Source organism: Salinibius halmophilus (genome assembly GCF_003577475.1).
In the GTDB taxonomy this organism is placed as follows: domain Bacteria; phylum Pseudomonadota; class Gammaproteobacteria; order Pseudomonadales; family Natronospirillaceae; genus Salinibius; species Salinibius halmophilus.
In genome coordinates this window covers 50906-76254 of sequence record NZ_QPEP01000001.1, presented here as the reverse complement: position 1 = coordinate 76254, position 25349 = coordinate 50906, and the positions used below count along the sequence as shown (strand labels likewise).

Below are 25349 nucleotides of genomic sequence, written 5' to 3'. Positions count from 1 at the left end.
AAGTGCACAACGAAAAACAAAAGAAATAGGAGCACGTTAGGTGATTAATTCAGAAGCTCTTGAGTCGTTTATTGAAACTGCCTTTAGCCGCAGTTTAAGCGTGCTTGACCAACAAAAAGTATTTCAACCTTTGCTATTTACCCAGCAAGGTGACAACGAACCAAAAACAGACCCGCTCACTGCCAACAGCCTAGAAGAGGCGTTTGCCGAGGCGCAAAACCTAATCAACGACAAGGTTGATGAGCTATCTTTGTATGCTGTGGTGTGGGACGCCGAAGTTGGCGTAGAAGGCGAAAAGTACAAAGCCATTATGGTTGAGTTTGGTTCCGACCAAGATGCACAGGGGGCTGTGATTGCTCAGCGTTACACTTGGCAAGATGGCAACCCGGTCGCCTTCGACCGCCCAATTATGGCGCGCCAAGTTCAAAGCCGCTTAGGTGCAGTAGGCCCATTCACCCGCCTGCAGTGGTTAGACATCGTGAAAGCGCCTGTGTTGGCATTTGTTACCATTGGCGGTGCCGATGGCAATTATGATGATGAAAAGCTCGCGGTGTTCTCTAAATACCTAGCCGATCCAACGAAAGCGGAAGGCAAGGTCACTCAGTTGGCGCTCGCTCATGCTGGCCCGCTGATGCAGGAAATTATTGCTCATTCGCCAAAAACACCACTCGAGGTGTTGGCTGGTATTCAAAAAGCACAAACCTTGCTGAAAGAAAAAGAACCAAGCGAGTACCGCGCCTTCTGCGAAGATCTATACGCGATAGCTGCGGCGGTTGCGAAAAAATCAACCGGTAACGAGCAAGCCGTAAAAGGCATGCTCGCAACACTTGGCAAACAATTATCGGATAGTAAAACGGCAGTGCAGTAGGTTTTACAAACCGCAGGTTTGGGAAACATTGATCGATGGCGATACGAGTTGCTCGGCAAAAACGCGCCGTGCAACCTATAGTAGGTTTAACGAACCGCAGGTTCGGGAAACATTGATCGGTGGCAATACGAGTTGCCCGGTGCAAAAACACGCGCCGTGCAACCTACTTATAATCCATATATGGTGTTCGCATGGCTAATAAAACTCAGCCCACTCACGTTGACCCACTGGAAGTGATTCATAACGCCAATGCGCCGGATTTTCGCAAGGCAGACGGTGAAGCCCTGTTGTCTTTGATTACTGAGGTGACTGGCGCAACGCCTGTTGTCTGGGGCGATAGTTTGATTGGTTTTGGGCGTTATACGTATCTTTGCGGAAAATCAGAAGAGCAGTTTTTTGCTACTGGTATGGCTGTGCGCAAGGCAAATCTGGTTTGTTATGTCATGCCAGGCTATCAAGACCTAACAGACGAGTTATCCCGCTTAGGCAAGCACAAAATTGGTAAAGGCTGCTTGTACCTCACCCGTTTAGAGCATGTCGATCTAGGTGTGCTTAAGGAAATTATTCAGCGTGGTGTAGATGAAATGAACCAAAGATATCAGGTACAGTGGGACTTTCGTCCATAACCTGATAATTCCATGACCAATTCAGCACCACCGTTGGCGATCCACCACATTGCCATTATTGCTAGCGACTACCAGCGCAGCAAAGTTTTCTACTGCCGTATCTTAGGCCTGCAAGTGATTGCCGAAAACTACCGCGCCGAGCGTGATTCTTACAAGTTAGACTTAGCCCTAGCAGATGGCCGCCAAATTGAGCTGTTTAGCTTTCCTGGTGCCCCCAAACGGCCTTCACGTCCAGAAGCGCAGGGGCTTCGCCATTTGGCGTTTGCTATCGATGATTTAGATGCGTGGGTGTCCCACTTAGAAGCAGCAGGGGTAGCGGTGGAGCCCGTGCGGGTTGACCCCTATACACAAGCAAGATTTACCTTTTTTGCCGACCCCGATGGCCTGCCGTTGGAGCTATACGAGGTGGTGCAGTCAGCACCTAAGTGCTGACTGCTAGGCATGGAAGGCCTTAACGAAGCGTAATTGGCAAGTACACTTCTACATCACTCTGCAGCGGTAGGTCGCGCATCGTGTTGCCGTTAAGCAACATGCCACATGGCTCGTACGCTTCACAAATGGTGTTATTGCCATTCATGTCGCCACCAATCAGAACTTGGTAGGTGCCACGGTTAATTGGCAAGCTCCAGCGGTAGCCGTTTTCCGCCGTTAGTGTTTGGCTCGCAGCCAGTTCATTCGTTTGGCTGTTGAGAACAACTAACTCCAGCGCGCCGACATCGCCACCAATACGAGTCGCCACGCGTACCGATGCGATCACCGATACTGGATACTCGTTGTTCGCTTTATCGGTCACGGTCACTTGTGCTTGGTAAACACCAGTGGTTAGCTGTGAACGGTCAATCGCAACTTGGTAGTCACCTAGGCCATCGGCTGTAACATTGTTTGGCGTAATGCTCAACCAGCTTTGGTTTGCGCGGATTGATGCCAGTTCGCCAGCGCCGCGGGTGCTAATGTTTAGCGTTAGAGTGTCGGTGTTGACATCAAAGCGCAGTTCACGGGTGTCGAACACTAAGCCATCTTGCGGCACAGCCATGTCTTGTGCTGCACGAACAGCTTTCACTGCGTTAATTTGGCCATGGCCAAACTCGTTGTCACGCCCACGTGCGCCCAAGTCATCAACAATTGCACCGCTGGCAATGAGCTCATCAACCTGATCTGGCGTTAGGTCTGGGTTCACTGCTTTCATCAATGCAATCACGCCCGCAACATGAGGTGTTGCCATCGATGTACCTTGGTAGGCCGCATAAGTTGGTGTGCGAGCACGGTCATTTTCAGCAATCAGCGACATAATACGGCTGTCGACACGACGGTTGCCACCTGGCGCAGAAATATCTACTTGGCTGTTGTAGTTCGAGTAGTAAGCCCGCTTGCCGTCGTTACCTGTTGCACCAACAGAGATAACGCCTTGTGTTGAAGCTGGGTAGTTAAAGCGGAAGTCGCCATCGTTACCGGCTGCGGCCACAACAATAACACCTTGCTGGCGCGCTGCCGCAACCGCTTGACGATAAATTTCACTCTCGCCTTCGCCACCTAAGCTCATGTTGATAATATCGGCTTTACGGCTTGGTACCGGGCCGTTACCCGAGCGAATGCCAGCGGCATAATAAATAGCATCGGCAATATCGCGCAGTGAACCACCATTCTGACCAAGCGCTCGCAGTGGCATAATCTTGGCATTCCAGCTTACCCCAACAATCCCAATGCCATTGTTGGCTTTGGCTGAAATGGTGCCAGCTACGTGCGTGCCATGCCAGCTTGGGTTTTGTGAGCTGTCGCCGATGTCGTCAGCATTATTATCGCGGCCGTCGCCATCGCGCGCACGGTCAGGGTCGCTGATAAAGTCATAGCCATCAACTACATCACCGTGGTCTGGGTGGTGTAATACACTACCAGTGTCGATCACCGCTACGACAACATCTTGCCCAATCACCGAATTACCAGTAGTGATTTGCCAGGCTTCTGGTACTTGAATCTGGCTCAAACCCCATAAGCTTGACGCATAAGGGTCGTTGGTAGACACATTCAGCGCTTTATAGATGTAGTTAGGCTCTACCAATAGCTCTGGCATTACCTGTTGCTTGTTAATAATTGCCTGCAAGGTGGCTTTTTTCGCTGCTTGCGCTTCGGTTAACTGGTAACCATAAGTGACCGAGGTTGACTCTGGTAGTGCTAGCTCGATCTCCTCAATTGGGTTCACCAGTGGCGTACCTGTCGCACTTTCCATGAGCGCAGGGTTGTGCACAAGTGCAGTGGCAACTTCGAAGTCGCTCGTTACGCTATATGTACCCGTCGCCAGTTGCTCCGGCTGCTGACCCATTACTAGGTTATAAAGGCCGTTACCTTGGCTGGCTTCTACCACTACACGGTATTCGCCAGTTGTTGGAACTGTGACTGCTTCAACTTGGTTATTGCCCAGTGATGAATCGATAATGTTGCCGTTTAGATCAACAAGATATAAGTCAAAGTTAGCGGCAGTGTCGGCAAGCGTTAACAAAATGCTGGTGCCCGCTGTTAACTGGCTGGTGAACACATCGGCAGGGTCGCTGGCTTTGTCTACATGGCCTGCAATCTCATCCAGTTCATTGACTGGCTGGTAACGGTCAACCGTTGAGTGGTTATCAACAAATGTTGCTTTTGGATTCGGGGTATCGCTGTCTACTTGGAAGTAGTCGGCGATTAAAGCCTGGCCGCTTAACGTGACTGTGCCATTGCACTGGTCTTGCAGCTCCCATACGCCGTTTCGATAAATGCTTCCTGGACCATAACCTGAGCTACTGCACCATACTGAGCTGATGCATTTATGAACTTCGGTTAATTGAGTTCGGCTGTTCACCCAGGTAACAAAGTCGCCTTGGCTATATCTGCTTCCGGCTTGATATGGTTTTGCCGACGCACAGGCTGGGTCTTGTGGGGCAACAATGACCGTTGGCGTAATACCAGGGTTGTTTGGTGCTGGTGTTGCGGTCGGAATCTGCGTTGGTGTTGCCGTAGCTGTTGGTGTTGCAGTAGGCGCCTGAGTTGGAGTTGCAGTCGGCGCCTGTGTTGGTGTGGCTGTCGGCGTTGCAGTCGGTGCCTGGGTTGGCGTTGGTTGTGTATCGCCACAGTTGTCAACTAGTTCCCAAGCAATAGAGCCTGGCGCTGAGTCTGGTGCCCAATAGGCATTGCCAAGGCTGACGAGCTTATAAATATTGCCTTGGTAAGTTACTAGTGTACCAAGCTTGTATGTTGCCCATACTGCAGGGTTAAATTCTGGCGCCTCACACTGTACCGGTGCAGAGGTAGGCGTAGCAGTCGGAGTTGCTGTAGCAGTCGGAGTTGCTGTCGCAGTCGGCGTTGCTGTCGCAGTCGGTGTTGCTGTCGCAGTCGGTGTTGCTGTCGCAGTCGGCGTTGCTGTCGCAGTCGGTGTTGCTGTCGCAGTCGGTGTTGCTGTCGCAGTAGGCGTTGCAGTAGCAGTCGGTGTTGCTGTCGCGGTCGGTGTTGCAGTAGCAGTCGGTGTTGCTGTCGCGGTCGGTGTTGCTGTCGCAGTTGGCGTTGCAGTTGGTGCAGCAGTCGGGACAGAAGTCGCCGTCGGCTCTGCGGTCGCGCTTGGTTGTGACGTAGTGATAACGGCAATAGGGTTGCCATTACCATCAGTCACCTGGCAGCCTGTCATAAACAGCGTGGTGCTGGCTATGGCGGCTGTGATGAGCTTCATTCGCATTGTTGTTGTCTCCTACGAGCAGTCCTGCTCGTTTACATTGTTATCGCGCGAACAATGTAAACAAACCAATGTAAAGCCGCAATAACACTTGAGGGTAGGCTGTAAAAGGATAACTACGTGTATGCTTTTGGGTATTGAGAATTAGTGCTCACTTATCTGATTAACAGCGGAAGTTTGTGTGAGATATTTAGCGCTAACTATGAGAACAGGTTGGCATAATTAGGCGCGTGGAAAGAATTGTAGCCAGTGTTAGGCTTTTGTATGAATGAATACTGGCTGGGCACAAATAGAAACGCCCAGCATGAGCTGGGCGTTTCTTAGAGCGGTAAGAAGATTACTTCTTAGCGTTACGCTCTTTAACTTCCGCGATAACTGTTTCTGCAACGTTATTCGGGCACGGCGCGTAGTGGCTGAACTCCATAGAGAACTGACCACGGCCTGACGTAATAGTACGTAGGTGGCCGATGTAACCGAACATTTCAGATAGTGGAACATCCGCTTTAACACGTACGCCAGTCGCGTTTGGCTCTTGGTCTTTGATCATGCCACGACGACGGTTCAAGTCACCAATCACATCACCAATGTTGTCTTCTGGAGAGAACACGTCAACCTTCATCACAGGCTCAAGAAGTTGTGCACCTGCTTTCGGGATAGACTGGCGGAATGCGCCACGCGCTGCCAACTCAAATGCTACTGCAGACGAGTCAACCGCGTGGTAAGCACCATCGTAAAGCTCGATTTCAACGTCTAGTACTGGGAAGCCAGCTAGTACACCCGTTTGCATCATCTCTTTGAAGCCCTTCTCAATTGCTGGGAAGAACTCTTTAGGTACGTTACCGCCAACAACTGTTGAAGTAAACGTGAAGCCAGAACCTTGCTCACCTGGTTTGATACGGTAGTCGATCTTACCGAACTGACCAGAACCACCAGATTGCTTCTTGTGCGTGTAGCTATCTTCAATTGGCTTAGTAATGGTTTCGCGGTATGCAACCTGTGGCTGACCTACTTCTAGCTCAACGCCATAAGTACGCTTCAGGATGTCTACCTTAATGTCTAGGTGAAGTTCACCCATGCCTTTAAGGATGGTTTCACCTGAATCTTCGTCCGTTTCAACCTGGAATGATGGATCTTCAGCAACCATCTTACCAATCGCAACACCCATCTTCTCAGATGCGCCTTTGTCTTTTGGTGCCACTGCAATCGAGATTACTGGGTCTGGGAAGATCATGGCTTCTAGCGTACATTCGTGCTTCGGATCACATAGTGTGTGACCAGTCTGAACGTTCTTCATGCCAACAACGGCAATAATGTCACCAGCTTGTGCTTCAGTTAGCTCGTTGCGCTCATCAGCCTGCATCTCAACCATGCGGCCGATACGCTCAGTCTTGCCAGTCGCAGAGTTAAGGATGGTGTCACCCTTCTTCATGCGGCCAGAGTAAATGCGGATAAACGTTAGGGCACCAAAACGGTCGTCCATAATTTTGAACGCTAGTGCTTTTAGTGGTAGGTCTGCGTCTACAGTCGCTACTTCACCAGTTGGCTCGCCAGTTTCTTTGTCTGTAAGCGGCTGTGGATCAACCTCAGTTGGGCTTGGTAGGTAGTCAACAACTGCGTCTAGTACTAGCTGCATACCCTTGTTCTTGAAAGCAGAGCCACAGAACGTAGGGAAGAATGTTAGGTCACGTGTACCTTTACGGATACAACGCTTGATGTCTTCGATAGATGGCTCTTCGCCTTCCATGTACGCCATCATTAGGTCGTCGTCGATCTCAACAGCGCTTTCGATTAGCTTCTCGCGCCATTCAGCCACTTCGTCTTCCATATCAGCTGGAACGTCAGTGATTTCGTAGTTTTCTGGCTGGCCAGACTCGTCCCAAATGTAAGCTTTGTTTTCTAGTAGGTCTACAACACCAGAGAACTCGTCTTCGCGACCAATTGGTAGCGTCATAACTAGTGGGTTAGCCGCTAGAACGTTTTTAACTTGGTCTACAACGCGTAGGAAGTCTGCACCTAGGCGGTCTAGTTTGTTAACGAAGATCAAGCGAGATACGCCAGAATCGTTCGCATAGCGCCAGTTCGTTTCAGACTGAGGCTCAACACCACCAGAACCACAGAATACGCCGATGCCGCCGTCTAGTACTTTAAGAGAACGGTAAACTTCAACGGTGAAGTCAACGTGCCCTGGTGTGTCAATGATGTTTAAGCGGTGGTCTTTCCACGCACAAGTTACAGCAGCAGACTGAATCGTAATACCACGCTCTGCTTCCTGTTCCATGAAGTCAGTCGTTGATTCACCTTCGTGTACTTCACCAAGCTTGTGGATTTTACCAGTCAGCTTAAGGATACGCTCTGTTGTGGTAGTTTTACCCGCGTCTACGTGGGCAAAGATACCGATGTTTCTGTATTTCGATAAATCAGTCATTGCTGCTCTCGGCTTTCAGGTTTCAAAAAACGCGGCACATTATACGGCATAAACCTACACAATTGGTATGCCAACCTGTGGTTTGTGCCAAGTAAACGAAAAAATACGGCAAGCTCCCAATGCTTCAACCTATGCAGCACTGGTAGTAACCGTATTCAATGCGTTGTTCCGCAGCTAGGTGAAAAGCTCCTCTTCACCTAGTTAAATTTAGTGCGGCAAACATAGTGTGAATTGACTAAATGTTCAAGGGATTTGATCGTCTGTTAAACAAAAAAAACAACATTATGGCCGTTATATGCTGTGTTTTTATGCTTGTAAGCTAAACTGCATGGCGCTAATGAGCATGGAGCTAATTTCTGTGAGGATAGGGTATTCAATTAAGTGGCACCAACCACTGTCAGTGATTCTGCTGTTGGGGTTGGGTGTACTAGCTGCTAGCCAAGCACAGGCGCAGTTGCGAGTATTGGCAGTACATTCGTACGAGAGTCACTTGCCTTGGGTTGAGGGGTTTACCAATGGGGTACTGGATTGGCCGCAGCAAGATGTAGTGCTGTTTAATGAGTACCTAGATGCCGAGCGCCTTTCCCATCAGTCACAAGACAGCTTTGTTGAATATCTACTTGAGCGTTATGAGGGGCAGGGAATCGATTTCATCCTGCTAAATTCTAGTGCTGCAAGTTTGTTGGTGAAAGACCACGAAGAGGTGTTTAATCGCATTAGCGAGATTAGAGTGCACTACAGCATGCTCGACATCCCTTTGGCGGAAACCGAAGCACTTATTTCGCCCGACTTTGGTGCGTCGGTGCAGCAAACCATGCAAGTTGCCCACACCTTGCAGCCAGAGTTAACTAACGTGCTTATTATCGAAGGGCCTACGTTTGTTGACCGCGAAATTGATGACAGCATTAGGCAAGTATTTGAAGGTTCTAGCGTTCAAGTAGAGGTGATGCGCCGATTTACATTGGAAGAAATGGAGTCAGCAGTATTGTCTTTGCCAAGCTCATCAGCAATTTTTATGTCGCTGGTATTCTCCGATACCAAAGGTAATCAATATGTACCCAAGCAGGTTGCTAGGCGTGTCGTTGAATTGTCATCTGCACCTGTATATACACTTTATAGCAGTTTCATGGAGACCGGTGCCATTGGCGGCTACTTGTTCGATTCCGAGCTCGTTGCACAAACAATGATGAATGCTGGTATCGACCTACTCGAAGATGCTCGATTGAGTAGAGAGTATCGTGCTGAAGTGCCAATGTTTGATGCATCCGCCATGAAGTCTTTCCGGTTGGATCCTAGTAGGTTACCGGCTGGCGCACTAATGCTGAATGAACCAAAGAGCTTAGTTGAAAAGTATCCGAAGTTGTTTGAGTTGTTGTTCGTTGCACTAGCTACTGCACTGGTTTTGTTTATTGCTTGGCTACTTTATCAGCGCTGGTACAACCTGCAGCTGAAGCAGAAGAACATCTTACTTAATCGGTTGAAGTCTGAACTAACCATCGCCAACGAGCGGCTACAAGAGCTAGCTTTGTACGACTCATTAACTGGCTTGCTCAACCGGCAAGCTGCTGAGCCCATGTTGCAAGAAGCCATTAGTCGTTTGCGTCGTTACCACACGCCTGCAGTGCTGCTTATTGTGGATATTGATGACTTTAAACAAGTCAACGACAAATTCGGTCATGACGTGGGAGATAAAGCGATAGTTGGTGTATCGAATGCACTAGTTAAAGGCGTTCGCGATAGCGATATGGTAGCGCGCTGGGGTGGTGAAGAGTTTGTGGTTTTACTTAGCAATACTGAGCTTGAAGGTGCTGCTGCCGTTGCGAAAAGCTTGTGTCGAACTATTGAGCAAGCACTCGTTGAGCCTCGTATTACCATTAGTATTGGTGGTGCACCCCTTAAAAACGGCGAAACCTGGGAGCATGCATTTAAACAAGCCGACGAGGCCTTATACCAGGTGAAATCTACCGGCAAGAATAACGTTAAGTTTGCCTCGACTAAATCTTTCAGTATGGGCTGAAAAGTGTTCAGGCAAAATCTTGGCTATAGTGAGGTTATTCAATGCTTGAGTGACGCCGTTTTGCGTATCTTATTTATTTTGCTTTTATCAGTCAGCTCTCTCGCTAGTGCCACTACTGTGCTGGTCATTCATGGCACCAATCCCCATATGCCCTTTCAAAGAGCAATTGATGGTGGCTTGATTCGTTACGGTCGCGGCATTGACTTTTTTGTTGAGTACTTGGATACGCAGCGCTTACCTAATGTTAGCGATGATGTATGGTCGACGTATTTGTCGGCTAAATATGAACTCGATCAGTTTGATGTTGTTGTTGGGATGAACAACTCTGCAACCGAGTTTGTGCTGAACTACCGCGATACCTTGTTTGCCAATGCTGGTCTAGCGGTTTATAGCGCAACCGACAGTTTTGAGATTGACGCGCATGATGTGATGTTAACGCCTGATTTTCAAATGGCGGTAGTGAGAAACCTAGCATTTGCAAGGGCGCATCAGCCAAACCTCAAGAAAGTTGTTGTCATTGGTGAGGACACAGCGTTTACCAACCTGGTTAAAGATGAGCTGGAAAAGAATTTACAACAAAGCCAGATCACGTTTGAGTATTGGCAGGATTACTCCCTTGCTAACTCGATTGACCAGGTTGCCAATTTAGCAGCTGATACCGCCATATTTTATACTGCGGTGTTTACCGAACCATCTGGTAGATCTGTTATCCCGCGTCACTATATCGAGCAAGTTGCCGCTAATACCGTTACGCCTATATACGTTTTTTTACTCAAGTTTCATTGGGGCTGGAGTGGTAGGAGGTAACATGCAAGATACCGATACCATTGCAAATAGTGTGGTAGCAGCGGTCAAGGATTATGCTGCGGGCACATTACAAACAGAGGATGATTACTTAGCGGTTCGCTCTATTCTTGATGGCGGCGTGATAAATCGTTTGAAGCTTAACTACGAGTCGCTCGGTGCGATCGTCGTCAATGAGCCATTGTCATTTACTCAAAAATATCATCAGCAAATAGCCTTTACGCTTTGGTTTGTTTTTGGCGGCGCTGCGTTTTTTATGGTCGCCCTTTGGCGCCAACAAAAAATTAGTGTCGAGCTGACCTATAAAGCAAGAGCCTTAACGGCCTTGCAAGTACAGTTACGAGAGGCGAACGAACATTTACATGAATTGGCCACGATCGATCGGTTAACGTCTGTGTTAAATCGCCACGCGGCAGAGCCAATGCTTGATCAAGTGATTAGCCGGTCACTGCGCAGTAGCGAAGTGTTTACTTTGATGATTATTGATGTGGATAGCTTTAAAAACATCAATGATACCCTGGGCCACCCAACCGGTGATGCGGTGCTAAAAGCCATTGCCGGTACGTTGCAGAGTCGGTTACGAGGCGAAGATATTTTGGCGCGCTGGGGTGGGGATGAGTTTTTAATTGTTGCTCAGTGCGATGACATGGTGAGCTGTCGCTTAGCCGATGATTTAATTGATGCTATAAATGGCGCGGCCGACTCTCTATTTGGCGCCACCATTAGTATGGGGGTTGCGAAAATTGACCCTGAAGAAGGATGGTTGCATGCGTATAAGCGGGCGGATAATGCCCTATTAAAGGCCAAGGATAATGGTAAAAACACGATTGTACGGGCGTAAAAAAACCGCGCTCGTTGGCGCGGTTTGTTTTAATGAGGTGCCTATTAGGCGTCGAGCTTTTTCTTCAATAGTTCGTTCACAACCGCCGGGTTTGCTTGGCCTTTTGATGCCTTCATTGTTTGACCAACGAAGAAGCCAAATAGCTTGTCTTTACCACCACGGTATTGCTCAACCTGACCTGGGTTGTTGGCAATCACTTCGTCAATGATTGCTTCAATTGCACCCGTATCAGAAACCTGCTTCAAGCCTTTGGCTTCGATGATTGCGTCCACTTCACCTTCTTGGTTCCACAAGCATTCGAAGACAGTCTTCGCTTGGCGGCCCGAGATGGTTTCGTCAGTGATACGAGCAATCATTAGTGCCAGTTGCTCTGCTGGTACTGGGCAGTTTTCAAATTCAACGTTGAACTTGTTCATCTGCGCCGACAGGTCACCCATTACCCAGTTCGCGGCTAGCTTAGGCTCTTTGCAGCCAGCAACAACCGCTTCATAGTAGTCGGCAATGGCACGGCCCGAAGACAATACCGTTGCATCGTACTCAGACAGGCCGTGTTCGCTCATAAAGCGATCACGTTTTGCATCGGGCAGTTCAGGTAATGACTTGCGAGCTGCTTCGATGTACTCGTCGTCGATGACAACTGGAAGCAAGTCTGGCTCTGGGAAGTAGCGGTAGTCGTTTGCTACTTCTTTAGAGCGCATGCTGCGTGTTTCGTCCAGCTCTGAATCGTACAAGCGAGTTTCCTGTACGATTTCGCCGCCATCTTCGATGATGTCGATATGGCGCTGTACTTCGTAGTTGATCGCTTTTTCAACGAAACGGAACGAGTTAACGTTCTTAATTTCGGTGCGTGTACCAAACTCTTTCTGGCCTTTCGGGCGCACAGAAACGTTGGCGTCACAGCGCATTGAGCCTTCGGCCATGTTACCGTCAGACACACCAATGTAGGTGATGATGCTGTGCATCTTCTTCAGGTAAGCAACGGCTTCTTTGGCGCTGCGCAGGTCTGGCTCAGAAACGATTTCTAGCAGTGGTGTGCCAGCACGGTTTAAGTCGATACCTGACATGCCTTCGAAATCTTCGTGCAGCGATTTACCCGCATCTTCTTCAAGGTGAGCGCGGGTCACGCCAATCTTGCGAGTGCTGCCATCGTCCATAACGATTTCTACTTCACCTAGACCAACAATTGGGTAGTCCATCTGGGTGATCTGGTAGCCTTTCGGGCTATCTGGGTAGAAGTAGTTTTTACGGTCGAAGCGCGAAGTTTTGCCAATTTCAGCGTCGATCGCTAGACCAAACTGCACGGCTTTGAATAGCGCTTTTTCGTTAAATACTGGCAATACACCAGGCATGGCTAAACAAATAGCGCTCGCCTGTGTGTTTGGGGCTTGGCCAAACGCAGTGCTGGTGCCAGAGAAAATTTTAGTGTCGGTTGAAAGCTGAACGTGAATTTCCAACCCGATTACGATTTCCCATTCCATCTTAGGTCCTCCGCTTAGGCTGGGGTTTTAGTGTGCCAGTCAGTTGCCAACTGGAACTGGTGGCCAATGTTCAACAGGCGTGCTTCATCGAAGTAGTTACCGATGACTTGCAAACCAACTGGTAAACCGTCAACCATACCGGCTGGAATCGACATGCCTGGTAGACCCGCTAGGTTCACCGCGATGGTGTATAGGTCTTCTAGGTACATAGAAACCGGATCGGCATCTTTCTCGCCAGCTACCCAAGGTAGGTTAGGCGTGGCAGGGCCCATGATCACGTCGACATCATTGAGTGCCGCAACAAAGTCGTCTTTGATTAAGCGACGTAGCTGCTGTGCTTTGTTGTAGTACGCATCGTAGTAACCAGCAGACAGCGCGTAAGTCCCTACCATGATGCGGCGCTTCACTTCCATGCCAAAACCTTCGGCACGCGTACGGAGGAACAAGTCCATCACGTCTTCTGGGTTTTCACAGCGGTAGCCGTAGCGCACACCGTCGTAACGCGACAGGTTAGTGCTCGCCTCTGCTGGTGCGATGATGTAGTAAGCAGGGATGGCTAGGTGCGTGCGAGGTAGTGAAATTTCTTTCACGATCGCGCCTTGCTTCTCTAGCTCTTTAACCGCGTTTTGCACAACTTCAGCAATGCGTGGGTCTAGGCCTTCACCAAAGTACTCTTTTGGTAAACCAATTTTTAGACCCTTGATGCTGTTGCCAAGTGCAGTAGTGTAGTCTGGCACTTCAACATCAACAGATGTTGAATCACGCTTATCAAAACCAGCCATAACGTTCAGCATAAGTGCTGCGTCTTCGGCAGTTTTCGTCATTGGGCCGCCTTGGTCTAAAGACGAACCATAGGCAATCATGCCCCAGCGTGATACACGACCATAAGTTGGTTTAATACCTGTGATGCCACAAAAAGCAGCAGGCTGGCGAATTGAACCACCGGTATCTGTACCGGTTGAACCTGGCGCTAGGTCTGCAGCAACCGCAGCAGCTGAACCGCCAGAAGAACCACCGGGCACGCGAGATAGGTCAAATGGGTTTTTCGTAGCACCATAGAAGCTTGATTCAGTAGAGCTACCCATCGCAAACTCGTCTAGGTTGGTTTTGCCTAGTGTGACGGTGCCGGCGGCATTCAACTTTTCCACTACGGTCGCGTTGTAAGGTGCTTCAAAGTTATCAAGCATCTTAGAGCCACAGCTAGTGCGCACACCTTCGGTACAGAAGATGTCTTTGTGCGCGATCGGTACACCGGTTAGCAAGTCAGCTTGACCAGCGGCGCGGCGCTCGTCAGCTGCTTTCGCTTGTTGTAGTGCTAACTCTTCGGTGACAGTGATGTAGCTGTTGATCTCACCATCTTTTGCTTTGATCTTATCGAGGTAGGCTTGCGTGATCTCTACGCTTGAGTATTCGCCATCGGCAAGGCCTTTAGCGATTTCTGCCAATGTTTTATTGGTCATTGCTTAAATTCCTTGGATTATTCAACCACTCGAGGCACTAGGTACAAACCTGCCTCGGTTTTAGGGGCTACTTTTTGGAACTTCTCACGCTGATTCACTTCAGTTACTACGTCAGCGCGTAGTCGTTGGGTAGCGTCAAGCGGGTTGGCAAGAGGCTCTACGCCAGTTGTGTCTACCGCCTGAAGTTGGTCTACCAAATCCAAGATGCTATTAAGCGACTTGGTGTAATTTTCTATTTCGCTTTCTGCAACGCCAATGCGTGCAAGCATGGCGATGTTTTCAACCTGCGAGCGATCAAGGCTCATATTGAAAGACTCCCGTGGGTTATTGCCACTTTGAGGTGTAAAATGGCAGCTATTCAGCGCAGCGTGCGCCAATCCTAAAAATCGACCTACGAACAGTAGCACATTTCTGTCTTGCCCAAAATCCCTGCCACTGCTAGAGTGATCCGAATTCCGTTAACCGCCTTCGAAAGGAATGCTTTCGTATGTTCAAAAGGCTTCGTGGCTTATTTTCTAGTGACTTGTCAATCGACCTGGGTACTGCCAATACCCTAATTTATGTGCGCGACAAGGATATTGTTTTAAATGAACCTTCGGTTGTTGCTGTACGCATTAGTGGCAACCAGAAATCTGTTGCAGCGGTTGGTCATGAAGCCAAACGCATGTTGGGTCGTACGCCTGGTAATATCCAAGCCATTCGTCCAATGAAAGACGGTGTGATTGCCGACTTCCAAGTAACGGAAAAAATGCTTCAACACTTTATTAAACGTGTGCACGAGAATTCTTGGTTCACCCCAAGCCCGCGCGTTTTAGTGTGTGTGCCATGTCAGGCAACTGAAGTAGAGCGCAAAGCGATTCGTGAATCGGCAGAATCTGCTGGCGCTCGCCAAGTGTTTCTAATCGAAGAGCCTATGGCTGCAGCGATTGGTGCTGGCCTGCCGGTAGAAGAAGCACGCGGCTCTATGGTAGTTGATATTGGTGGTGGCACCACTGAAATCGCCGTTATCTCGCTATCGGGCATCGTATATTCAGAGTCGGTACGTGTTGGTGGTGATCGCTTCGATGAAGCCATTGTCAACTATGTTCGCCGCAACTACGGCTCGCTGATTGGTGAATCAACAGCTGAGCGCATTAAGATCGAAATTGGTTGTGCATACCCAAGTGCTGAAATTCGTGAAATTGATGTACGTGGTCGCAACCTAGCCGAAGGTATTCCACGCAGCTTTACACTTAACAGCAATGAAATTTTAGAAGCATTGCAAGAAAGCTTGTCTGCTATTGTGCAGTCGGTGAAGAGTGCGCTAGAGAAAACACCACCAGAGTTGGCCGCTGATATTGCGGAGCGTGGCATGATTCTAACCGGTGGCGGTGGTTTGCTACGTGATATCGATAAACTATTAAGCGAAGAAACTGGTCTGCCAGTTCTTATTGCCGACGACCCACTAACTTGTGTGGCCCGTGGTGGCGGTCGAGCGCTAGAGCTAATGGACAAAGAAATGTTTGAGTTCGCTTCAGAATAATCTGGAGGCTGGGTTATCAAACGTATATTTCGTACTGAGCCGGAGCATGGGCGCCGGCTTTTTTCCGTTCTAGCTGTTGCGCTTTTGCTTCTTATTGCCGACGTGCTCAACTACGCCGACCCGGTGCGCCAGGTGCTAGGGCAGGCGCTCACCCCTGTTCGCTGGTTACTCACCGCCCCGCGCGAGCTGGCCGATAACATCGACTCCTACATGACCGAACATGACGCGCTGATTACCGAAAATGAAGCGCTGCAGGCTCGTATCCGAGTGCTTCAGGTTCAAAATCAGCGGGTGGCTAGCCTGCAAGCCGAAAACGATCGAATGCGAGCGCTGCTCGGCGCCAGCGAGGAGCTAGAAGCGAGAGTATTAGCGGCAGAAATTCTGTCTTTGGACCCTGATCCTTACACTCATCAAGTTGTGATTAACCGCGGCAAAGCCGATGGTGTAACACTTGGCATGCCAATCCTGGACTCTGGTGGTGTAATGGGGCAGGTTGTGCAAGTAGAAACCTATCAAAGCCAAGTATTGCTTGTGGCCGACCGCAACCACGCTATTCCGGTACAAGTGAACCGCAACGGGGTGCGAGCTATTGCTGTGGGTTCTGGGCGTTTAGGCGAGTTGACATTGGTGCACGTGCCAGATACGGCCGATATTCAAGAAGGCGATTTACTGGTGACCTCTGGTTTAGGGCAGCGCTTTCCAGAAGGGTATCCGGTTGGCACAGTAAAAAGTGTATCGCATGATCCAGCACGAGACTTCGCCACGGTTGCCGCTATTCCTTCGGCTGCCTTAGACCGTTCGCGGCATGTAATCTTGTTAATGAATCCAGCGGAGGTGCTTGATGAACGCCAGCCGCAGTAATGCTTCATGGGTGGTATACGGCACCTTGTTTATTGCACTGTTACTCACTGTTGTACCCTTGCCTGAGTCCGTAATGGCATGGCGACCAGCTTGGTTAGTGATGGTGTTGGTGTATTGGATTTTAGCGCTGCCTTACCGATTTGGTGCGGTCACAGCACTTATATTAGGGTTATGTGTTGATGTGCTGATGATGGACTTACTTGGCCAGCACGCGGTTGGGCTAATTGCCATTGCTTGGATAACCACAACCTTGCAGCAGCGCATGCGCATGTGGCGAGGTGTTCAGCAAGCTGGTGTGGTTGGCATGATGGTAGGCGTTTATTCTATCTATAACCAGTGGATTGCCAGTATTACCAGCGGCGTTGTTGCGCCCGGTTACTGGTACTTATTGCCAGCAGCTGTCAGCCTATTTGTTTGGCCGCTGTTATTTAATGTGCTGCACACGCTGCGGTTGAAGTTCAGAGTTCAATAACGAGTTTATCATGGCTGTTTCACTAGTATTGGCTTCACAATCACCTAGAAGGCATGAGCTACTCAAACAAATTGGTGTAGCGCATAGTCAGCAACCGGTTGATATTGATGAAACGCCACATGTTGGTGAATTAGCTGACGACTATGTTGTTCGTATGGCGGTTGAAAAAGCTCGAGCAGCCTATAAGGGTGAGCAGGTTGTACTGGCCAGCGATACCTGTGGCGTGTTAGACGGTGAGATTTTACTAAAGCCAGTCGACAAACAAGATGCGATGGCCATGTGGCAGCGTATGGCTGGGCGTGACCATGACATTCTAACTTCTATTTGTGTAATCTCCGGGCAAGGCGAGCACTGGCGGTTATGCCGCTCAACAGTTAGGTTTCGAGCTTTCGATCGAGCGCTATTTGAACGTTATTGGCAAACTGGTGAACCGCATGATAAAGCGGGCGGTTACGCTATTCAGGGGCTAGGTGCTGTGTTGGTGGCCAATATGCAGGGGAGTTACTCATCGGTAATGGGCCTACCACTATTTGAAACAGCAGAATTACTGCAACAGGCTGGTGTGCCTGTGTGGCAGGAGGGGCAATGAATTCGGAAATATTAGTCAACGTAACACCAATGGAGACCCGTGTCGCCATTGTCGAAAACGGCGTTGCACAAGAAGTGTATGTTGAGCGTGATGAAGGCAAGGGCTACGTTGGCAATGTTTATTTAGGCAAAATTGTCCGCGTACTGCCAGGCATGCAGGCAGCGTTTGTTGATATTGGTTTGGAGCGTGCTGCGTTTATTCACGCTTCCGACATTTACACGCCCGAATCCGGTGAAGATCACCGCCAGGCACCGCCAATTAATCAACTTGTGCGTGAGGGCGACCAGCTTCTTGCTCAGGTCACTAAAGATCCGATCGGCACCAAGGGCGCACGCCTCACTACACATTTGGCGATTCCTTCACGCTACTTGGTCTACATGCCAGGCAGTCAGCACGTTGGTATTTCTCAGCGTATCGAAGGTGAGGCTGAGCGCGAACGTTTAAAGGGGCTCATAGAAGCAGCAAAAGCCGAGGTAGAGATAAGCGGTGGATTTATTGTGCGCACCGCGGCTGAAGCTTGCGGCGACAGTGAAATTCTAGCTGATATGAACTACCTGAAGCGCTTATGGCGTGCGTTGAACGAAAAAATCAAAGTAGGTTCTGCCCCCTGTATTATCTATGAAGATTTGCCGCTTTATGCTCGAGTTACTCGCGATATGATTCGCCCAGACGTTGAGCGCATTCGCGTAGACTCTCGCGAAACTTATCAAAAAGCCAAAGAGTTTGTTGAAAAGTACACGCCAGAAGTAGCGCACCTACTTGAGTACTACCCAGGTGAACGACCAATTTTTGATTTGAACTCGGTAGAAGACGAGATTCAAAAAGCGCTTGATCGCAAGGTTGAGTTGAAGTCGGGTGGCTATTTAATCATTGACCAAACCGAAGCAATGACCACGATTGATGTCAACACTGGCGCGTTTGTTGGTCATCGAAACCTTGAAGAAACCATCTTCAAAACGAACTTAGAAGCCGTTACGGCGCTGGTACGTCAACTTCGCCTGCGCAATTTAGGCGGCATCATTATTATCGATTTTATCGATATGGAAGAAACTGAACATCAGCGGCAAGTGCTCAGAATGCTTGAAAAAACGCTTGAGCGTGATCATGCGAAAACCAAGGTGACCGGTGTGTCTGAGTTAGGTTTGGTTGAGATGACACGCAAGCGAACGCGGGAAAGCCTTGAGCATATTCTAACCGAGCCGTGTAAGGCTTGTGATGGGCGAGGCAGAACTAAAACAGCACAAACTGTCTGTTATGAGATCTTCCGCGAAATTTTACGCGAGGAGCGGGCATATAATAGTGATGGTTACCTAGTGCTCGCTTCGCAGCAGGTTGTTGATCGCCTGCTGGATGAAGAGTCGGCAAATGTTGCCGACCTTGAGCTTTTTATCCAGAAGCCGATACAGTTCAGAGTAGAACCGCTTTATTCACCGGGGCAGTTTGACGTGGTATTGGTTTAATCACCAGACGATCAATATATGTTAGCGGCAAGTTGGCAAGCAACCAAATGGCTTTATCGCATCTCTGTTGTGTTATTGGTGCTCGCTGCCCTGTACCTAACGATTGTGTTGTGGCTAGTGCCACAAGTAGACCGCCTAGCGCCTAGGCTAGAGCAATACTTGGCGGGGCGGCTCAATATGCCGGTCCAAATTGGCAATATTGAGGCTAGGGTTGAAGGGTTTACGCCGGTCATTGAAATTAATGACATGCAGGCAGGCTTGGGGCTGGCAGTAGAACGGGCTGTGCTAAAACCCGATATGCTGTCGTTGCTAACTAGCGGTCAGTTTAAGATGCAAAAAATGCAGTTATCTAAGGTTTGGCTGCAGTTTTCTGAGTTAGACAACCGTTTTCGTATTCCCGGCAGTTACCCTGTTGAGGCAAATACCGCAGGCATTGGGCTCAATAATCGCCGTATTCTTGATTTGTTATACAGTCTTGGCGACGTCGACTTTGACGAACTAACCCTGGTTGTATCGCCCACATTTGCCGGCGAGTTTGTCTTTTCTGTTCCCCGTGTCTCCATTGCTGCTGCTGGTGATGAGCGCTTTGTACAAGCCGACTTAAGTATTGGTGATTCTGAACATACCACTTCGGCAGAGTTTCGCTTGAACCTAGAACGTGGGGTATTGGCGTCATCTGCACAAGGATATCTGGCAATTGACCCAGTAGTGCTCAACGAGCTAGGCGACTTAATACCAAGCGATGAGATTATTCCAGGAAATGTAAGTGTAGCCGGGGAACTCTGGTTCTCACTACGTAATGACCGTTTAGTCAGTTGGCAATCCGCTATTCAACTCCCTGAACTAAGCTGGCGCCATGCCAGTGGCCAGTCATTCAACGCCAACGGCACCCAGGCGACTCTAGATTGGCAGCGCACAGCGACTGGGTGGAACCTTAAGGCTAATACAAAGTCTGATTCGGTTGAGCTGCCAAGTTGGTTGTCAGTAAGCCAAGTGAATCGAGGGCTAGAAATATCGGCCGACTCGATATCTTTCGATACGGCTTCAGACTTACTCAATAGTTTATTACCCGTTGCACTAGTAAGTGATATGGCCCCCACAGGCGCACTGGCTCATCCAGTACTAGAAATTGCTGAGTCGGGCGCATGGTCGCTGGCCGGTTCATTAAGCTCGGTTTCAATTAATTCCGTTAACGGCATTCCCGGTGGCTCTGGTATTAGTGGCGACATTTGGACCAATGGCGACATGGGCGTGCTAGCGCTGAATGCTAACCAAAGCGCCTTGGCAATCAATCGACTGTTTAGTGAGCCTTGGCCTGCTGAGTCGATGCAAGGGCTTATCGGCTTTACTCGTGACGAGCAGATGTTGCGGGTTCAATCGCCAAATGTGCAAATTAAGCAAGCAGATAAATCGATCGCTGGGGCATTTCGAGCCTCTGTCTCGCTCGATAGCGCGCGGGAGTCGCGCTTAGCTTTGGTGGTTAACAGCAGTAGCGCGACGCAACGAGATTTAGCCGCATTTATCCCAACGCTAGATAACCTAAAAGGCGCCCGTGATTGGCTAACCCAGAATGTAGAACAGCTTGAAGCTGGACCTGGCCAGTTTGTGATGGCCGTGCCTTTGAGTGGTGCTGAAACACCAAATCGTGCAAATTTTTGGCTCGATTTTGAGATTGCCCAAGCCCAAGTTAATTATTTAAGTGACTGGCCCCTTGCCAGTGAAGCCAGCGGGCGCGTGCAAGTGACGCCTGAGCAAACCGTCGTGACGATAAATGACACAAAATGGGGGCAGGTTGATGACCTGTACGGGCAGGTCACGGTTGATCATATTAATGGCCAAGTCAGTATTAACGCTAGTGCTGAAAAGCCACTGGTCACCCTGTATAGCGGCTTGTTGGCGTCGCCACTGCGGCAAAACATGGGTGAAGAGCTGGCGAGTTGGCGACTTGCTGGTAATGGTGCACTCAACGTAGATATTCAGGTACCGCTAGAAGCGCCGCAGAACCTGTCGGTGATGGCCAACTTACAGGTAAACAATGGCATGCTAAACATGCCAAACCCAGACTTGGCGATAAACAGTATTAACGGTGACCTGACGTTTGCACTCGATGCAGGGCTTTCCGGTAACCTAAGTGCCGAGCTGTTTGGTGGGCCGGTCAATGCACAGTTGGTGCCGGTGTTCGCCGATGATCAAGTTGTTAAAATAATTGCCGATGGCGAGGCGAGTTTGCCAGAACTGGCAAGCTGGTTGACTGTACCCTTGTTAGATGAAGTAGTGGGTACAACCGAATATAGTGGAGAGTTTGTCGCTAACCAAAGTGGCTTGTCGGTTGCGGTAAACTCGCAATTGCAAAATATTGCATTGGACTGGCCTGCACCGCTCAACAAACAGCCCGAAGATGACTGGCCGCTAACCTTGCAGTTTGTTACCGAGTACGACGGGTCTTCGCATCTAAATGCCAGTGTTAGTGATTACCTACATGCAGATATCAGCTTGCTAAACGACACGCTGCAAGGTGCCGTTGCTTATGGTCAGCCACTCCCTAATCAGCTGCCAGAGTCTGGTATGGCCATATTGGTAACAACTGATGCAGTCGACGCGGAGCAGTGGTGGCAATGGACAACTGAACGCTTCTTGACGCCTGATACGGCCGATTCGCCACCGACCAACCCGATTAGTGAAATTGTGATCAATGCGCAATCGGCCTCATACGAGAGCTTAAGCATCACGTCACCACGCTTGATTTTACGCCATGCCGAATCGCGTTGGACTGCAGACCTAAGATCGCAGGAGATCGTTGGTTTAATTGGCATCAGCGATAACAAAAATGAGCCATTACAAGTAGCACTGAGCTTGCTGAATTTAGATCTTGCCGCATCGGAAGATGAAACGGCGGTTGACCCGCTCGCCGGTTTGGATCCAAGAGAATTGCCAAACATGGCGGTTGAAATTCAGCGCCTAGCGATCGATGGTGAAGATATGGGGTCGTGGCGAGGCGAGCTTAGTACCAATGAAAAAGGGGCGCTGCTGCGTAAGATTTCTGGTGTAATGCGAGGCGTGGAAGTAGGGGGCAGTGCTGACTGGCTGGTGAGCGGCGAAGCGATGCAAACGAATGCGCGCATACGTCTGCGAACGACTAGTCTTGCCGATGTACTGAGTAATTTTGAACAGCCACGTGTGTTAGACAGTGCTAGTGCTCAGATGAACGTTGATTTTACTTGGCAAGGCTCGCCAGTCGCATTGAAGTTTAGCGAAGTAGTAGGGTCGATGGACTTCGACCTGTTAGCCGGCACCATCTATGAGGTCGACAACTTGGAAGGGCTTAAACTGTTTGGCCTACTAAATATGACACGCGTACTAAATCGTTTGGCCCTGGACTTCAGTGACATCGTAGGGCCTGGCCTCGCTTACGATCAAATCGCTGGCGACATAGTATTTGCCAATGGCTATGCCTCGGTGGGCGAGAGTCTTACTTTCGACAGCTCTTCGGTTTATATCGCATTTGATGGTGGGTTAAACCTGCTAACCGAACAGCTCGACGCCGATGCTGAGGTGTCGATTCCAATTACTTCTGCCATTCCCGTTGCCGTATTTCTTGCTGGGGTGTCGCCACAAGTGGCGGGTATTTTGTTTGTTACCGAGCGCATTATTAACGAGCAGCTCATTCGACGGGCATGGATTCGTTACTTGCTTACTGGCAGCCTCAACGACATTCAGTTCCAAGTGTACCCAGCACGAGTGCGCAATTAAAAACCTTGCTGAATAAACTGTATGCCACGTTGGCCAGCAAATATAAGCAGCATAATCAAAAAGCATTCACCAACACAGGTTGCAACAATGACGCGCTTGCGTGGCATACCGGAATAGGCTGCCACGTATACAATGGCTTCGGTGAAGACAAATGGGAAGAATGCCCAGCCAGCAACGGCCGACACACCATAGCGATGCAACCAAGCTTTAGCTCGCCGCCAGCGTTTGTGCGTCAGCTTTGCCTCTGGATGCGATTGCAGGATTTTTGCAACGACCGTGGTGACCAAAAATGCTGACGTTAGGGTGCCAATAAAAGTAGCGGTAAATGCCAGCCAGGCCGGTGCTAAGGCAGCACAAAGAAGTATAAGTGGCATAGTTGGCATAAATAACAAGCCGCGTAGCGACAAAATAACGATATAGGCGATGAGCGCCCAAAGGGCATAGGTCTCCACCCAGTTTCGCAAGGCATCAAACGTTAGCTGTTGAGACAAGCGAGTGCTCAAATAAAACGTACAAGCGGCGATGACTAACCAAGCGCCAAGTAGCCGGTACAGTTTGGTTTTGGTCATTGGCAACCCTCGCGCTCAATAGTAAACCAAAAGCCGTGCCATCTATGCTTGGCAATCAGCAAACTGCGGCATGTCTGCTGTTGCAACAAAACACTCTCAACAAACAAAGAATGATAATACTGCTGCACAGGCGCGCTATTCGCTAGGTCTTGTGGCGAGCTTGGAATCCTGGTGGTCAACTGTTCGGCGATTGCCTGCGGGCTAGTGATCTGAAAAGTAGAAGGCAGGTAGTGCTCACCAAGCGGCTCGGGTGCAAGTGCCATAAAGCGAATTAAGGCGCCCTCGAATGCAGGCTGATAAGCAATCAATACAACCGCTGTTGCGCTGGTGGCAATGATTAAGCCAATAAGCGTTTGTTTGCAAAAACGCCAGATTGTGCGCCCAAGCTTCTTCATCACCACTCATACCCAAAAAAGACAATTCAGTTTGCGATATCTATATGGGTGGCGCAAGCACAAAAAAAGGGAGCCGCAGCTCCCTTTCGTTACATATTGTTGATTAGTCTAAACCAGCCACTAGTTTGCTAACGCTGTCTTTGGCGTCACCAAATAGCATGCGGTTGTTGTCTTTGTAGAACAACGGGTTCTCAACGCCTGAGTAACCTGAGCCCATTGAGCGTTTCATCACAATGGTCTGCTTAGCTTTCCAAATTTCCAATACTGGCATGCCAGCGATTGGGCTGTTTGGCTTATCTAGTGCATCAGGGTTAACAATGTCGTTGGCACCAATCACGATGACAACGTCAGTTTCAGGGAAATCATCGTTGATTTCGTCCATTTCTAACACGATGTCATACGGCACATTCGCTTCCGCTAGCAGTACGTTCATGTGGCCTGGCAGGCGCCCAGCAACTGGGTGGATGGCAAAACGCACTTCTTTGCCTGCTTTGCGAAGCTTTGAAGTTAAATCCGCAACGGCATTCTGTGCGGTGGCAACGGCCATGCCGTAACCTGGCACAATCACAACGCTGTCGGCGTCTTTGAGCATCTCAACCGTTTCATCGATTTCGATTGGCTTCACTTCGCCTTCAATTTCGCTGTCGTCTGCTACTGAGCTGTCGCCACCAAAACCACCTAGGATAACGCTGAAGAACGAGCGGTTCATTGCTTTACACATGATGTAAGACAAAATAGCACCCGACGAGCCGACCAGCGCACCGGTGGTGATTAGAAGGTCGTTACTTAGCATAAAGCCGGTGGCAGCCGCGGCCCAACCAGAGTATGAGTTGAGCATCGACACCACGACTGGCATGTCTGCACCACCAATAGCCGCTACCAGGTGTACACCTAGGAACAAGGCTAGTACTGTCATAACCAACAAAATGATGGTGCTTTGCGTGCTGTAATGGGCAGGTGTGAAGATGATTAAGCCAACCACTGACAGAATGATGATCGCAAGGTTTAGCATATGACGACCTGGGATCATCATTGGCTTACCAGAGATCATGCCGTTTAGCTTGCCAAATGCCACGATCGAGCCCGTAAGCGTAATGGCACCAATAAAGATACCAAGGTACAGCTCAACATTATGAACTGGGTCGTGTTTGATCACGGCACCCATTAACTCGTTGCTTGGTGCGCCTTGCAAGTAGCCGTTAAAGCCAATGATCACGGCTGCTAAGCCGACAAAGCTGTGTAGCATGGCCACTAACTGCGGCATTTGGGTCATTTCAACGCGTGCGGCGAAGAAAATACCGATGACGGCACCTACTGCCATGGCAATGGCGATCAAGCCATAGTTGCCTTCTTGTACGCTTAAAATGGTCGCGATGATCGCGACTGCCATACCCACCATACCGTAGTAGTTACCACGCTTGGCTGTTTCGTGCTTACTCAAACCGCTAAGAGCGAGAATGAACATGATGGCGGAAAACAGATACGCCATAGATATTGCTGGAGTCATTCTTTATC

20 protein-coding genes are annotated in these 25349 nt (G+C 49.5%); 12 read left to right on the top strand and 8 right to left on the bottom strand.

The genetic code is table 11. From position 1 onward, the window contains the following. The first annotated feature begins 40 nt into the window (after positions 1 to 40). From DUW71_RS00300 to gloA2, 3 genes are all read left to right on the top strand, one after another. Entirely contained in the window at positions 41 to 868 is an 828-nt protein-coding gene (locus DUW71_RS00300) for a hypothetical protein (RefSeq protein WP_119393236.1), read from the top strand. A 191-nt stretch (positions 869 to 1059) separates the two neighbouring features. Next, the gene (locus DUW71_RS00295; RefSeq protein ID WP_119393235.1) at positions 1060 to 1494 is read left to right on the top strand and encodes a DUF1801 domain-containing protein; all 435 of its coding nucleotides are present in this window, start codon (positions 1060 to 1062) and stop codon (positions 1492 to 1494) included. Between the two features lie 12 nt (positions 1495 to 1506). Beyond that, positions 1507 to 1926: an SMU1112c/YaeR family gloxylase I-like metalloprotein gene (gloA2, locus tag DUW71_RS00290; protein WP_119393234.1), complete on the top strand. Its 420-nt coding sequence runs from the start codon at positions 1507 to 1509 to the stop codon at positions 1924 to 1926. 19 nt (positions 1927 to 1945) lie between these two features. Here the strand turns inward: gloA2 and DUW71_RS00285 are convergent, their stop codons facing one another. Next, a complete protein-coding gene (locus DUW71_RS00285; RefSeq protein WP_158583808.1) occupies positions 1946 to 5188 on the bottom strand; it encodes a S8 family peptidase in 3243 nt (1080 codons plus the stop codon). Positions 5189 to 5528: 340 nt separating this feature from the next. After that, positions 5529 to 7616 (bottom strand): elongation factor G, encoded by a 2088-nt coding sequence (fusA, locus tag DUW71_RS00275; protein WP_119393231.1) that lies wholly within the window; start codon positions 7614 to 7616, stop codon positions 5529 to 5531. 343 nt (positions 7617 to 7959) lie between these two features. On the opposite strand from fusA, the gene DUW71_RS00270 reads away from it, so the two are divergent. The 3 genes from DUW71_RS00270 to DUW71_RS00260 are packed head-to-tail and all read left to right on the top strand — an operon-like array spanning position 7960 to position 11278. Next, complete coding sequence (locus DUW71_RS00270; protein ID WP_158583807.1) at positions 7960 to 9633, top strand: GGDEF domain-containing protein; 1674 nt, start codon at positions 7960 to 7962, stop codon at positions 9631 to 9633. Between the two features lie 45 nt (positions 9634 to 9678). Next, positions 9679 to 10440, top strand: coding sequence for a hypothetical protein (locus DUW71_RS00265; RefSeq protein ID WP_158583806.1), 762 nt, complete (start codon positions 9679 to 9681; stop codon positions 10438 to 10440). Between the two features lies 1 nt (position 10441). Further along, the gene (locus DUW71_RS00260) at positions 10442 to 11278 is read left to right on the top strand and encodes a GGDEF domain-containing protein (RefSeq protein ID WP_119393228.1); all 837 of its coding nucleotides are present in this window, start codon (positions 10442 to 10444) and stop codon (positions 11276 to 11278) included. 44 nt (positions 11279 to 11322) lie between these two features. Here the strand turns inward: DUW71_RS00260 and gatB are convergent, their stop codons facing one another. From gatB to gatC, 3 genes are read right to left on the bottom strand one after another with little or no spacing between them, the layout of a single operon-like run. Further along, complete coding sequence (gatB, locus tag DUW71_RS00255) at positions 11323 to 12756, bottom strand: Asp-tRNA(Asn)/Glu-tRNA(Gln) amidotransferase subunit GatB (RefSeq protein ID WP_119393227.1); 1434 nt, start codon at positions 12754 to 12756, stop codon at positions 11323 to 11325. A 14-nt stretch (positions 12757 to 12770) separates the two neighbouring features. Further along, on the bottom strand, positions 12771 to 14216 hold the full coding sequence (gene gatA, locus DUW71_RS00250; protein WP_119393226.1) for an Asp-tRNA(Asn)/Glu-tRNA(Gln) amidotransferase subunit GatA: 1446 nt from the start codon (positions 14214 to 14216) through the stop codon (positions 12771 to 12773). Between the two features lie 17 nt (positions 14217 to 14233). Further along, positions 14234 to 14521 (bottom strand): Asp-tRNA(Asn)/Glu-tRNA(Gln) amidotransferase subunit GatC, encoded by a 288-nt coding sequence (gene gatC, locus DUW71_RS00245; protein ID WP_119393225.1) that lies wholly within the window; start codon positions 14519 to 14521, stop codon positions 14234 to 14236. Between the two features lie 182 nt (positions 14522 to 14703). On the opposite strand from gatC, the gene DUW71_RS00240 reads away from it, so the two are divergent. From DUW71_RS00240 to DUW71_RS00215, 6 genes are read left to right on the top strand one after another with little or no spacing between them, the layout of a single operon-like run. Continuing rightward, a complete protein-coding gene (locus tag DUW71_RS00240) occupies positions 14704 to 15738 on the top strand; it encodes a rod shape-determining protein (RefSeq protein ID WP_119393224.1) in 1035 nt (344 codons plus the stop codon). Between the two features lie 15 nt (positions 15739 to 15753). Beyond that, positions 15754 to 16599, top strand: a complete 846-nt coding sequence (gene mreC / locus DUW71_RS00235; protein WP_119393223.1) for a rod shape-determining protein MreC — start codon at positions 15754 to 15756, stop codon at positions 16597 to 16599. Next, a complete protein-coding gene (gene mreD / locus DUW71_RS00230; RefSeq protein WP_119393222.1) occupies positions 16580 to 17071 on the top strand; it encodes a rod shape-determining protein MreD in 492 nt (163 codons plus the stop codon). Before mreC ends, mreD begins: the two co-directional genes overlap by 20 nt. A 10-nt stretch (positions 17072 to 17081) precedes the next feature. Then, positions 17082 to 17660 (top strand): Maf family protein, encoded by a 579-nt coding sequence (locus tag DUW71_RS00225; RefSeq protein ID WP_119393221.1) that lies wholly within the window; start codon positions 17082 to 17084, stop codon positions 17658 to 17660. Then, the gene (rng, locus tag DUW71_RS00220; protein WP_119393220.1) at positions 17657 to 19120 is read left to right on the top strand and encodes a ribonuclease G; all 1464 of its coding nucleotides are present in this window, start codon (positions 17657 to 17659) and stop codon (positions 19118 to 19120) included. Before DUW71_RS00225 ends, rng begins: the two co-directional genes overlap by 4 nt. A gap of 18 nt (positions 19121 to 19138) precedes the next feature. Then, complete coding sequence (locus DUW71_RS00215; protein WP_119393219.1) at positions 19139 to 22870, top strand: YhdP family phospholipid transporter; 3732 nt, start codon at positions 19139 to 19141, stop codon at positions 22868 to 22870. Here DUW71_RS00215 and DUW71_RS00210 read toward each other — a convergent pair. The 3 genes from DUW71_RS00210 to pntB all read right to left on the bottom strand — a co-directional run bounded on the left by DUW71_RS00210 (position 22867) and on the right by pntB (position 25341). Beyond that, positions 22867 to 23439, bottom strand: coding sequence for a TVP38/TMEM64 family protein (locus DUW71_RS00210; RefSeq protein WP_119393218.1), 573 nt, complete (start codon positions 23437 to 23439; stop codon positions 22867 to 22869). The genes DUW71_RS00215 and DUW71_RS00210 overlap by 4 nt on opposite strands. Next, complete coding sequence (locus tag DUW71_RS00205) at positions 23436 to 23834, bottom strand: hypothetical protein (protein ID WP_119393217.1); 399 nt, start codon at positions 23832 to 23834, stop codon at positions 23436 to 23438. The genes DUW71_RS00210 and DUW71_RS00205 overlap by 4 nt, the downstream gene beginning before the upstream one ends. 103 nt (positions 23835 to 23937) lie before the next feature. After that, positions 23938 to 25341 carry a Re/Si-specific NAD(P)(+) transhydrogenase subunit beta gene (pntB, locus tag DUW71_RS00200; protein WP_119393216.1) on the bottom strand — a complete coding sequence of 468 codons (1404 nt, stop codon included), beginning with the start codon at positions 25339 to 25341 and terminating at the stop codon, positions 23938 to 23940. Between the last annotated feature and the right edge of the window lie 8 nt (positions 25342 to 25349).